General features: G+C 44.3%; 9 protein-coding genes. 6 read left to right on the top strand and 3 right to left on the bottom strand.

The window, feature by feature from the left end; genetic code table 11:
• The first annotated feature begins 10 nt into the window (after window positions 1-10).
• Window positions 11-2473 (top strand): TonB-dependent receptor domain-containing protein, encoded by a 2463-nt coding sequence (locus tag GL182_RS09570; protein ID WP_240469755.1) that lies wholly within the window; start codon window positions 11-13, stop codon window positions 2471-2473.
• Window positions 2474-2517: 44 nt separating this feature from the next.
• Here GL182_RS09570 and GL182_RS09565 read toward each other — a convergent pair whose 3' ends face one another.
• Window positions 2518-3918 (bottom strand): PLP-dependent aminotransferase family protein, encoded by a 1401-nt coding sequence (locus GL182_RS09565; protein WP_163379434.1) that lies wholly within the window; start codon window positions 3916-3918, stop codon window positions 2518-2520.
• A gap of 135 nt (window positions 3919-4053) precedes the next feature.
• On the opposite strand from GL182_RS09565, the gene GL182_RS09560 reads away from it, so the two are divergent.
• Entirely contained in the window at window positions 4054-4581 is a 528-nt protein-coding gene (locus GL182_RS09560) for a YfiT family bacillithiol transferase (RefSeq protein WP_163379433.1), read from the top strand.
• Between the two features lie 24 nt (window positions 4582-4605).
• Window positions 4606-5649, top strand: coding sequence for a branched-chain amino acid aminotransferase (locus tag GL182_RS09555; RefSeq protein WP_240469754.1), 1044 nt, complete (start codon window positions 4606-4608; stop codon window positions 5647-5649).
• A 105-nt stretch (window positions 5650-5754) separates the two neighbouring features.
• Here GL182_RS09555 and arfB read toward each other — a convergent pair whose 3' ends face one another.
• A complete protein-coding gene (gene arfB, locus GL182_RS09550) occupies window positions 5755-6171 on the bottom strand; it encodes an alternative ribosome rescue aminoacyl-tRNA hydrolase ArfB (protein ID WP_163379432.1) in 417 nt (138 codons plus the stop codon).
• A gap of 128 nt (window positions 6172-6299) precedes the next feature.
• Entirely contained in the window at window positions 6300-8198 is a 1899-nt protein-coding gene (gene gndA, locus GL182_RS09545; RefSeq protein WP_163379431.1) for an NADP-dependent phosphogluconate dehydrogenase, read from the bottom strand.
• A 118-nt stretch (window positions 8199-8316) separates the two neighbouring features.
• Here gndA and mnmA point away from each other — a divergent pair, with 118 nt between their 5' ends.
• From mnmA to GL182_RS09530, 3 genes are read left to right on the top strand one after another with little or no spacing between them, the layout of a single operon-like run.
• Window positions 8317-9531, top strand: a complete 1215-nt coding sequence (mnmA, locus tag GL182_RS09540) for a tRNA 2-thiouridine(34) synthase MnmA (RefSeq protein ID WP_163379430.1) — start codon at window positions 8317-8319, stop codon at window positions 9529-9531.
• Window positions 9491-10249, top strand: coding sequence for a pseudouridine synthase (locus GL182_RS09535; RefSeq protein WP_240469753.1), 759 nt, complete (start codon window positions 9491-9493; stop codon window positions 10247-10249). The genes mnmA and GL182_RS09535 overlap by 41 nt, the downstream gene beginning before the upstream one ends.
• Before the next feature lie 45 nt (window positions 10250-10294).
• Window positions 10295-11779, top strand: coding sequence for a M28 family peptidase (locus GL182_RS09530; protein ID WP_163379429.1), 1485 nt, complete (start codon window positions 10295-10297; stop codon window positions 11777-11779).
• The last annotated feature ends 625 nt before the right edge of the window (window positions 11780-12404 follow it).

Below are 12404 nucleotides of genomic sequence, written 5' to 3'. Positions count from 1 at the left end.
GAAAATGAACATGAGATTTACTTTAATAATGTTTTTTATTTTGCTCACTAGCGCTACAGGCTATGCGCAGTCCGGGATTGCCGGAAAAATTTTTGAAGCAGGAAAAAACACCCCCATAGAATATGGAAGCGTCGGTTTATATAATCCTGCTGATTCCAGTATGGTGGCGGGAGCCGTGAGCCTGGAAGATGGTTCTTTTGCTTTGGAAAATATAAAACCGGGCAATTATTACCTGGTGGTCCAGTTTATGGGATATGATCCCACAACCCTCTCTGACATTGAGCTTTCCAGAGGTCAGCAATTGGATTTGGGTAAGCTGGAAATCTCTCCTAATGAAAAATTGCTGGAAATGGTAGAGGTATTTGGTAGCCGTTTCACTGCCATGCATAAAATAGACCGGCAAGTATTTGAATCGGCTAATTTTTTATCCGGACAAGGGGGTACGGCCATAGATGTCATCCGAAACCTACCCCCCGTCAATATCAATGCTGATGGAGAATTATCCGTGCGGGGAGCCTCAGGCTTTGTGGTCATGCTCAATGGCAAGCCCATTCAGTCAGACCCTTCCATCATCCTCAGCCAGCTGCCCGCCAATGCCATCAAAAATATAGAAGTCGTGACGGCCCCGGCTGCCAAATATGACCCGGAAGGCAAAGCTGGAATCATTAACATCACTACTGAAAAAGGGGCTACAGATGGCACCTATATCCAGGTAAACACCAAAATAGGCCTGCCCAGTATCGAAGACTATGACAATAAGAATAAACCACAGCGATATGGTGCAGATTTTACCATCAACCACCGACAGGATAAATGGGACCTGTCCTTTGGCGCCAGTTATTTGAGGAATGATGTGAATGGCCTCAGAATAGGAGATGTATACACCAAAAGGGGCGACACGACCACCCGCTTTCCCTCAGAAGGTGAAAGGGGTTTCGATGAGGAAGCTTACTCTGGTCGCTTTACAGTAGCTTATACCCCTGATGCCAACAATGAATTCAGCCTGGGTTTTTACGGAGGAATCAGAAGTAAGGACCGAACGGCAGATATCCTTTATTATGATAATCATGCTGAAATCGCCGGAGAAAGACTGTATACCATGACGTATTACAATGAAAACCTCAGGATAAGAAGAGGAGACTTTTTGTTGGGGAGTTTTGATTACAGCCATACTTTCGATAACCAATCCAGGCTATCCAGTTCATTCCTGTATGAGTACACCATGCTGGGTGGGCCTACTACCAATAGAAACCTGGGTTTTCCCAATACGGACTTTGTTTATCAGGACGCGTACAATACCAATAACAACCCCCTGGAAGGACTGCGCTGGCAGCTGGATTATCAGGCCAAACCAAAAGACTGGGGTACCTTTGAGTTTGGTTATCAATTCCGAAGCCTGGATCACAAAGGAGACTTTGTTTATGAAAGGAAAAACAATGAAACAGGTGATTTTGAGCTGATTCCTGAGTTTTCTTCCAATGTGGAATTGACCCGGCTGATTCACTCTGCCTACGGTCAGCTGACCGGAAATATAGGCAAATGGGATTATGCTGCCGGACTGAGAATGGAATACATGGACCGGGAATTGTTGCTTCAGGACAAGAGTAATACAGTGGATACCACCTATTATTATGACTTCTTCCTGCCCTATCCCACAGCCCGTGCGCAATATGCCGTTAACGATGATTTTAGACTAAAGGCAGCTTATAGCCGGCGTGTGGAAAGAACTACTACGTTTAAAATGAACCCTTTTCCTGAAAGAGAACACTCTGAAACCCTGGAGCAGGGGGATCCTACCTTGCTTCCGGAATTCATCGACCTGATAGAAACCGGTTTGGTTAAGGAATTTGGCGACAACAGCCTCTATGCTACTGCTTATTACCGCCACGTGAAAAACCTGGTCAACAGGGTCAATACCGTATACAATGACACCATTTTAAACCGGATTTATTCCAATGTGGGTACAGGAAGATCTGTGGGAATGGAGACCGGGCTGGAATTAAACTTCTCCTCCAAATGGAAAATTTTTACAGGTGGAAACCTTTACCGGTACCAAATAAAGGGAAGTTTTGATGAGCAACCTATCAACTCCTCCGCCTGGGTTTACTCACTCAATGCCAATACCAGTTATGACTTCACCCCTACTTTTGGTTTCCAATGGTCTCTGAATTATTTATCCAGAAGAATCACTGCCCAGGGAGAGGATTCAAGCTTCCTTTCTCCCAACCTGGTGGTCAGAAAAACCTTTTTGGGAGATCGGCTAAGTGCTTCCCTACAGTGGTTGAATATGGATATGGGATTGCTAAAATCCAATGAGCAAAGGATTACCACCATGCGGGAAGATGCTTTCTATACCACTACCAATTACGTCCTTGAAGTAGATATGGTAATGCTCAACCTGAGCTATACCATCAACCCAAACCGAAACAAATCCCGCTTTATCGAAAGCGAATTTGGAGAAAAGGAATTTTAACAAAACCGAATAGTGGGGTGAATAAGGTCAAACCTGGGTAATATTTATTCCTTCAGTATTTGACCAAGGCGGTACAGTTGCTGATCGAGCTTATCTGACCAGGGAAGGCCATAATTTAAGCGCATGCAATGGTAAAATTGGTTTTGAAGGGTAAACATCCTTCCCGGAGCAATACTGATTCCCTGAGAAAGCAGCCTGTCAAATAGCTTTCCGGTGTCTTTTCCTTTTTCCAATTCCACCCAGAGAACAAATCCACCCTGAGGCCTGCTTACCTTGGTTCCTTCAGGGAAATAGTCTCCAACAGCCCGGATAAATTGCAGGGAATTGGCATAGAGTTTTTTCCGCATTTGTGCCAAATGTTTTTCATATCGCCCACTTTCCAAAAAATGACCAATGGCTTCCTGGGTCAATGCGGTTCCTGAAACGGAATGAAAAAGCTTTAGCTTTAAAATGTCCTTAAGGAACCTGCCCGGTGCCATCCAACCTACCCGGTAACCAGGTGCCAGGGTTTTGGAAACCGACCCACACCACAAGACCATCCCCTCCTCGTCAAAAGCCTTGCAGGGCCTGGGCCTGTTGGGACCAAAATAAACATCACCATACAAATCATCCTCAATTAAAGGAATCCCATGCCTGCTCAACAGCTGTACGATGGCTTTTTTATTTTCTTCCGGCATGCAACTTCCCAAAGGATTGTTGAAATTACTGACCAACAGACAAATATCAATTTCACCGATACGGGCTTTTACATCATCGGGGTCGACGCCGGTGACCGGATGGGTGGGGAGCTCGATTACCTTAAGCCCCATATTTTTAGCCAGCTGAAGGATACCAAAATAAACCGGGCTTTCCACGGCAATCCGGTCACCGGGTTTGGTCAGTGCCATAAATGCCAAAGAAATGGCATGCATGGCACCCGAAGTACTCACCAGGTCACCAACACCCAAATTGCCTGCCCAGGTAAAGGTCCATTTGGCCACATTTTTTCGTAAAAGAAGGTTACCCTGTATGTCATCATAGCCCGTACCCCCCGAAGACAGCGTTTGACTGGCTTTATGTATGCATTTATTCAATCTGCCTACAGGGAAAAAAGACTCGTCTGGCACACTCAAAGACAATTGGGTAATCTCCTTATTGACAAAATTCCTGAAAACCTTACCTATCAAACCATCGTCCGCCTGCTCCTTTGGATTGTTGCTGGGATTGCTGGCTTGAGGTACAGGTAAGCGCTGATCCGCCTTTTCACAAACAAAAAATCCCGCTTGCGGCCTGGATACGATGCAGGACCTGCTTTCCAATACCAAATAGGCCTGAATTACGGTATTTATACTTACCCCATACTCCTTGCTCACGGTACGGAGGGAAGGCATCTTATCCCCTACTTTCAAACTGCCTTTTTGAATCAGCCGCTCAAAATTGATCGCCAACTCCTGATACAATGTCATTATTTACCTATTTACTGTACCCTTCAAAATTAAATAAATTGTATCTGTAACCAATCATTATTCCTTCGTTAATTTGACATTTCAATCAGATTTACCGGATTAAGGCACAATTCACTTACTCCAAAAGCATTGTCTATGAATTTGGAAGTTTTAAAATACCCCATAGGAAGATTTCAGGTCCCGGAAACTGTAGCGACTGATAGGGTGAAACAAGCCATTCAGCATATTGAACATTTTCCGAAGGAATTACAATTGGCTGCATCCCATTTACAGGAAAATATGCTTGATAGAAAATACAGGCCAGCAGGATGGACCATTCGGCAGTTGGTGCATCACCTGGCCGACAGTCACATGAATGCATTCATTCGTTTTAAATTGGCTTTAACAGAAGAAAATCCTGTAATTAAACCATACAAAGAAAGCCTTTGGGCAGATCTTGCAGATAGTAAACTTGGAATTGAAAATTCCGTTCAAATATTGGCAGGAATTCATGAAAAATGGGTTTATCTGATGCAAAACATGTGTCAGGAACAATGGAAACGTAGCTTTTTTCATCCGGAGCAAAGCAAATTCATACCTTTGAATGTCAGTTCCTTGCTGTATGAGTGGCACGGAAAACATCATCTGGCCCACATTAATCAGGCAAAAAAAGTAGAAGATTAAACCATTATTAAGATAAGACATATCATGAACCAAACTGAAACCCGAAAACCCGATTTTGATTTTGAAAACTTCACTTTTGGGGTTCAATCCACAGACAGAATGCTTATGGCGGCCTACAAACAAGGGGAATGGTCGGATTACCGCATTGCACCGGTACAATCCGTATCCTTATCTCCATTGGCCATGTGCTTCCATTATGGACAGACAGTTTTTGAAGGCCTGAAAGCCTTTCGAATGACAGACGGCAAAATAAATATTTTCCGAATGGAAAGCCATTGGAAAAGAATGAACCGTTCCCTTGAAAGAATGGCAATGCCTCCCCTGCCCCGCAGCCTTTTCATGGATGGTATTTTGGAACTGCTAAAAATGGAATCGGATTGGGTAATCGAGGATCCGGATTATTCCCTATATATCCGCCCATTTGTTATCGCTACTGAAAATAAATTGGGAGTAGATGCTTCACAGGAATATTTGTTCATGGTAGTGTTATCCCCCATGCGGGCCTATTACAATAAGCCGCTTAAGGTAAAAGTTGAAACAGAATACATACGCTCTGCCAGAGGCGGAGCTGGTGCGGCAAAAAATGGAGGTAATTATGGGGCCGCCCTGCTACCTCAAATCAATGCAAAAAAAGAAGGTTTTGACCAGATAATCTGGCTGGATGCTCAAGAGAAAAAATATATTGAGGAATCCGGGACCATGAATATTTTATTCCTGCTTAATGGTAAAACCCTGCTTACCCCATCGCTTAGCGATAGTATACTGGATGGAATTACCCGTGATTCTCTACTGAAATTGGCCGGAGAGGAAGGTTTTATGGTGGAAGAAAGGCCAGTGGCCATAGAAGAAATCACCCAGCGGATTGAAAATGGGGAGCGCGTGGAAGCTTTTGGCGCTGGAACAGCCGCTGTAATCTCACCTATCGAAACCATTAGCTTCAGAGGAAAAGCCTTTTCCACCTACCTGGAACCCGATGCTGGTATGTACCGCCTTAAAAATAAACTGTCATCCATAAGAAAAGGACTCAGCCCGGATACCTATGGCTGGAACCAACTACTGGATGCCTGAATGAAGCAAGTTTATCTAGAATCGAACTCAGATTTGTATATTCATTATACCTGGGGATAACCCATGTTCAATAAACTTGAATAAGGTTCAGCTTCTTTGAATGAGTTACCAGTCCTTTCCCCGGTACTTCTTTTTCTCTCCCTGAATTTTTTTGGCTTTTAGCCTTTTTTCAATGGCTCCTTTTCCGGGTCGGGTGGCCTTTCGCACCTTCCTCTTTTGAAAAGCTGCGTTAAGCATCTCATAGAATTTACGGATGGCAATGGCTTTATTCTGAACCTGGGATCTTTTCTCCTGGGCCTGAAGGGTTAAATTACCTTCATTATCCAGTTTTTTGGCCCATTTCTTCATCAATAAGGCCTTTTCACTTTCTTCTAAAAGTTGGGATTCCGGAACATTGAATTTCAAAATTACCTTTGAATTCACCTTGTTGACATTTTGCCCCCCCGGACCACTGCTCCGGGCAGCCTGGAAGGACAACTCCTGATTTAAAAACTGTTCCTTTATTTTGTACAAAACGGACATCTCCCTTGTTTGATTCGCTGCTTTAACTGTCGTTCAATTGATTTTTAGAAAAAGAAGTTCCCGGTCCACTATTATCTCATTATATGGATTATTACCTAAATAAAACAAATTTGAAATATAATGATTCATCAGCCCTTCCATTGGGTATGGAACGATTCTCCCGGATCCTTGTCCGTTCGATGATAGGTATGGGCACCAAAATAATCTCTCTGAGCCTGAATCAGGTTAGCCGCTGAGTGACCCGTAATACATCCCAGAAAATAATTGATGGAACTGGACAAAACCGGCACGGCAAAACCATGTTGGAGTGCCTGACCAACGACATACGAAAGGTCGTTTTGATATCCTTTCAAAGCCGAGACTGCTTCATGGTGCAAAATCAGCCGGGTGCTTTCCTTAAATATATCCACCAATTCTTCCATCAAAACCGACCTGATGATGCAGCCATTGGTCCAGACCCTGGCGATTTCTGAAAAATTCAGGTCCCATTTATTTTTTTCTGATACTTCCAGCATCAGTGCGAAACCCATATCATGGTTGATAATTCTGGCCGCCTGGTAAGCTGTCTGCAGCTTATCCAAAAAGGGTTCCTTCTCCTCGATTCCAGTCAAATTAACCGGCCCATACAGGCCTGAAGCGATCATACGCAAGGCTTTTTTGGAAGAAATATTTCTGGCCATTACGGCTTCTGCCAATCCACTATAGGGTACTCCATATTCCAGGGCTATATTGACAGACCAGCCACCAGTTCCTTTTTGCGCAGCCTGATCCAGGATTTTATCCAGCAGCAAGGCTTCCCCTTCTTCTTTTCTCAGAATATCAATCGTGATTTCCAACAGGTAATTGGACAAATCACCCTCCATCCATGTTTCGAAAATCGACGCTATCTTAGCCGGGGACAAATCCAGGTAATAGCGCATCAGGTAATAAACTTCAGCGATGACCTGCATTTCTCCATATTCGATACTGTTGTGTACCATTTTCACAAAGTGCCCGGCACCTTCCGGACCTACATATGTCAGACAGGGTTTCCCCCGGTAATCTTTTGCCGCCATTTTTTCCAAAAAGGGAGCTATCAGCCCATAACCTTCCTTACTTCCTCCCGGCATGATGGATGGGCCCTTTCTGGCTCCTTCTTCGCCCCCGGAAACTCCTGCGCCGACAAAGGATATGCCTTTTTCCTTCAAATCATTATACCTTCTTGAGGTGTCTTTGTAAAAAGAGTTTCCGCCATCTATCACTACATCTCCGGCATCCAAATAAGGTATTAATTCCTCCAACTGCAAATCGACAGCAGGGCCTGCCGGAATCATCAACATGATTTTTTTGGGAGAGGTTAAAGAATCGACAAAAGGTAGCAATTGGTCAAAGGCCTTGATATTGTTGTATCCTGGATTGGCTTCCAGTACCTTTTTGGCTATTTTTTCTTCCTTTCCTTCAACGTGTCGGTTGAATATGGAAATTTTAGTGTTGGTATCAGCAAGATTAAGGGCCAGGCTTTTTCCCATGACACCCATACCAATAATACCGAATGCAGACAGATTTTCCAAGGTATTGATTTTGTTTAAAATTTCAGCAACGATTTTCTCAGGCTTTTTATTCACTGAAATTCTCCAACCATAAAGGGGCTTTTCCAAAGTAGCCAACTGAGAATCCAGTAAGGCCGGGTTCATAAAATGCCCGACCCTTTTCCTCAATCTTGATTGAATCAGGTCTTTACTACCGTCCAACAAAATCCATTGAATGTTGGAGGCCACCATCAGGATTTTTCTGTACTTTTCGTTTAAAGCAGAACAAGCCAAAACGGCCCCTCCTTTTTTATTCCAATCGAGTAAATGGTTTGCAATAATTTCAAGCCAGGGAATTCGGTCCTCATCCGTTAAGGGTATTCCGGCATTCATTTTCTTCTTATTGGACTGGGGATGGAATTGATCACCATCATAAAAAGGGAGCTCCAACATTTTGGCAAGCTCCATGCCGATGGTGGTTTTCCCACAGCCTGTTACCCCGTAAACGATCACAATCATACACGAAATTAATAAAATTCAGCCGGAACAAAGGTTATAAATGCTAATTTTGAAAAACTGAACCATATATAACAGATATACTGTTATAAAAAATATTTTGATCAGGGAAAATTTGGCTATGCATCAGGACAAAAAAAGAGTGGTGGTAGGACTCTCCGGAGGAGTAGACAGTTCCGTGGCCGCCTACCTCCTAAAAGAAAAGGGGTACGAGGTGATCGGGCTATTTATGAAAAACTGGCACGATGAATCGGTAACCATATCCAATGAATGCCCCTGGGTAGAGGATAGCACAGATGCCATGCTGGTGGCACAAAACCTGGGTATACCTTTTCAGGCCATTGACCTGAGCGAGGAGTACAGAATCAGAATTGTGGATTACATGTTCTCTGAATACAAAGCCGGCAGGACGCCTAATCCGGATATTCTTTGCAACAGGGAAATAAAATTTGATATTTTTTTAAAGGCAGCCATGAAACTCAAGGCGGACTTTGTTGCCACAGGACACTATTGCCAAAAAGACCAGGTGGAATCGGATGGAAAAATCACCTATCGCTTATTGGCTGGTGCTGATGCCAATAAAGACCAGAGCTACTTTCTATGTCAATTGAATCAGGAGCAATTGGCCAAAGCGCTATTCCCTATTGGTCACCTGCAAAAATCAGAAGTAAGGGAAATCGCCAGGAGGCTGGATCTCATTACGGCTGACAAAAAAGACAGCCAGGGGCTATGCTTTATCGGGAAGGTAAGGTTGCCGGAATTTCTACAACAACAATTACAACCAATCAAAGGGAAAATAGTGGCTGTGCCAGCATCCTCTCCCATCTATATCAATAAGGGGATCCCTGCAGGCATTTCCCCGGAAGATTTTGACCAGGAAGTTCTCCGGGAAATCTGTCTACCCGCCACCTACAAAGAAAACGATGGTGAAATCGTGGGAACGCACAATGGTGCCCATTACTTTACGATTGGCCAAAGAAAAGGCCTGAATGTAGGTGGAACCGGAAAACCCCTATTTGTCATTGCTACGGACACCAGGGAGAACATCATTTATACCGGATTAGGGGAAGAACATCCTGGATTATTGCGTCTGGGACTCTTTGTAAAATCAGAAGATATCCACTGGGTCAGGCCTGACAAAGCATTATCAATTGGAGAAACTGCCCGGTATATGGCCAGAATCAGGTACAGGCAACCACTCTCACGGGCCACTTTGATAAGGAAAGAGGAAGGCCTATATGTTCTTTTCGATAAGCCCCAAAGAGGCATCGCAGCAGGGCAATTTGTGGCCTGGTATGAAGGAAATGAGGCCATCGGATCAGGAACCATTTCCTGATATGATCCAACTTCCTGTACTTTTTGAGGATGAAAATTACCTGGCCATCAATAAACCGGTAGGTGTCATGGTGCACAAGACTCCCCTGGAAAGGGATCCGGAGGCTTTATTTGCCGTTCAAATCCTTTCTGAACAATTGGGCATTAAGGTTTTTCCCCTGCACCGGATAGACCGGCCAACCTCAGGAATCTTACTTTTCGCCAAAAACGCTAAAGCAGCTTCCCTACTTCAACCTCAATTTGCAGGTACATCTATTAAGAAATATTACCTGAGTATTGTCCGTGGACACATGCCGGATGAACATGGTTTTATTGACCAGCCATTGGCCAAGGATCTGGTATATGAAAAGCAACCGGCTTTGTCAGAATACTGGACACTGGCAAAGTCAGAGATACCTTATGCTTCTTCGAGCCGGTATACCACCAGCAGGTACTCATTGGTAAAAGTATATCCGCATACGGGAAGGATGCACCAGATCAGGAGGCATTTTGCCCACATCAGGCATTACATTGTTGGAGACAAAACCCATGGAGATAACAAGCAAAATAAGTTTTTCAACCGACAGTTCAGTATGAACCTGATGCTGCTACATGCCTGGAACATGGAATTCAATCATCCCATCCGCCATGTGCCCATAAACATTAAAGCTAAACCTCCTGATCATTTTAAAGAGACCGCCTTGCATTTGGGGTGGCCAATAGAATCCTTCGATCACTAAACCCTTTGCGTAAATTAAATATATTTGCGTTTAAAATAACTAATAATGAAAAAGCAACATAAAATCATTTGCCTGCTATTATTATTCGGGATCATAAACGGTCCTTTACTGGCCCAAAAAGAAGCCATTGAAGAGACCATTCAGGAAGCCGAAGCCCTCTCCCATTTCAAATTTTTGGCAGCCGATGAACTGATGGGCAGGGATCCCGCCAGGCCTGAAATAGATATTGCAGCCCTTTATATTGCCAACCAATTTGAAAAATACGGTGCCCGGCCTATGGAAGGATTAAACGGGTATTATCAGCAGGTTCCTTTCATGTATTCCAGCCCTCCGGATATTGGAGAAATCCATTGGAATCAGGACACCTTACACCATGGTGATGAGCTTTTGGTGCTGGGAGGCCAGGATGTTACCGGTGAATTTGAACTGGTGGTGGCCGGCTATGGGCTGGAAGAGGATTATGAAGACAAGGACGTGGCCGGAAAATGGGTAGTAGTCCGGGTGGGTGCTCCAGACAGATTATCTCCCTCCGAACTTTTCGCAGCGGGCCGGGAAAAAACAGCACTTGCCCAAGAAAAGGGGGCACTGGGATTGATCGAAATGTACAATGTGCCGACCACTCCCTGGAGTCTTCTGGTGAATTACCTGAATAAACCTCAGATGGGTCTGGATACCAACCCGGATGCGGATAAGGCATTTCCCTATTTGTGGATGAAGGACCTGAGCAGCGAAATAATCAATGCCATGAATGCAGGGGCTAATACCATGAAAATCCAGGTCACCGGAAAAATCAACAAAAAGATTACCGGTAAAAATGTGGTGGCCATTATCCCGGGAACGGATGAAAAACTAAAGGAGGAGTATATCATGTTATCTGCCCACTATGACCATTTGGGGATAGGAACAGCCAATGCAGCAGGAGATTCCATTTATAATGGGGCCAGAGACAATGCAGTGGGAACGGCTGCTTTGATACAGGCAGCTGATTATTTTGGTGAGCATCCACCTAAAAGGTCGGTACTCTTGTGTGCCTGGACGGCAGAGGAAAAAGGTTTGCTGGGATCGGGGTATTTTGCCGATAATCCGCCATTGGACTTGTCAAATATCGTCTTTAACCTCAATATTGACAATGCAGGCTACAATGATACCAGCCTGGTAACCGTGATTGGATTGGGAAGAACCTCGGCCGACCACCATATCGAGACGGCCGTAGCAGCCTTCGGACTGAATGCCATCGCTGACCCGGCACCTGAACAAGGGCTTTACGATCGCTCCGACAATGTGAATTTTGCAAAAAAAGGGATCCCCTCTCCTACCTTCAGCTTGGGTTTTACCGCTTTCGACCAGGACGTGGCGGCCCATTACCATCAGGTGACCGATCAGGTAGATAATTTTGACCTGGACTATGCCCTCAAGTATTGGAAATCCTTTATTCTTTCAGCGGAAAACATTGCCAACGACCCCAATCAACCGCTTTGGAATGCGGGGGATAAATACGAACCGGTTTCCAAAACCTTATATGGAGATTGATTTGATTGGAAAATGGCGGTTTTTGAGGTTAATTTTTAACTACGGATTCGGTGAATTCGTGCTGGGTGTAAAACATGGACTCGCTGTGGCAAAGGTTCAACCCCATCCGGGGTTGGAGGTACTTCTATGTTTGCTTTCCGTGGGCTGCACCCAGGGTTATTGTTGTTCAGGCCCTTCAGGCCTGCCTTTACTGAGAGAATCATCAACAGTCTAAATTGGCGTCTATAGAAATTCTTTACCTTTAGTCCAATTACATTATACTGAGGTCCATATCACTTCCCAAGAAACAAGCTCTTATTCGACTTCGAAGCCTGTAGGGCTTCAACAATAATAACCCCGGGCAAAACCCGGGGTTTAGGAGCCAATCGATCCTACTGTCAACCCCAGAGAGGGTTGAACACCATCCTGTGTATAAAGGAAAGCTACTCAATTTTGTGATCACCCAAGGAAATGTAGGTCACCAGGAACCTTTATAGAATAAAAAGTTTATAAACGTGAGTTCAATTTAAGAACGTCCTTAAAACTGGCTATACCGTCATTGCGAGCCTTGCGAAGCAATCTGAATCGAAGCGATTACGCCAGGAATGAAGAATGACAATGGAATACACCGGACGTAAACGTATCC

This window comes from Cyclobacterium sp. SYSU L10401, from assembly GCF_010993705.1.
Classification (GTDB): Bacteria; Bacteroidota; Bacteroidia; order Cytophagales; family Cyclobacteriaceae; genus Cyclobacterium.
Note: the sequence above shows the minus strand (reverse complement) of the source record. Positions and strands in the feature narration are given on the sequence as shown.

Excerpts from the sequence above, each read along its gene's own strand:
- GL182_RS09570 (WP_240469755.1), top strand. The coding sequence starts at position 11 with ATGAGATTTACTTTAATAATGTTTTTTATTTTGCTCACTAGCGCTACA.
- GL182_RS09565 (WP_163379434.1), bottom strand. The coding sequence starts at position 3,918 with ATGACATTGTATCAGGAGTTGGCGATCAATTTTGAGCGGCTGATTCAA.
- GL182_RS09560 (WP_163379433.1), top strand. The coding sequence starts at position 4,054 with ATGAATTTGGAAGTTTTAAAATACCCCATAGGAAGATTTCAGGTCCCG.
- GL182_RS09555 (WP_240469754.1), top strand. The coding sequence starts at position 4,606 with ATGAACCAAACTGAAACCCGAAAACCCGATTTTGATTTTGAAAACTTC.
- arfB (WP_163379432.1), bottom strand. The coding sequence starts at position 6,171 with ATGTCCGTTTTGTACAAAATAAAGGAACAGTTTTTAAATCAGGAGTTG.
- gndA (WP_163379431.1), bottom strand. The coding sequence starts at position 8,198 with ATGATTGTGATCGTTTACGGGGTAACAGGCTGTGGGAAAACCACCATC.
- mnmA (WP_163379430.1), top strand. The coding sequence starts at position 8,317 with ATGCATCAGGACAAAAAAAGAGTGGTGGTAGGACTCTCCGGAGGAGTA.
- GL182_RS09535 (WP_240469753.1), top strand. The coding sequence starts at position 9,491 with ATGAAGGAAATGAGGCCATCGGATCAGGAACCATTTCCTGATATGATC.
- GL182_RS09530 (WP_163379429.1), top strand. The coding sequence starts at position 10,295 with ATGAAAAAGCAACATAAAATCATTTGCCTGCTATTATTATTCGGGATC.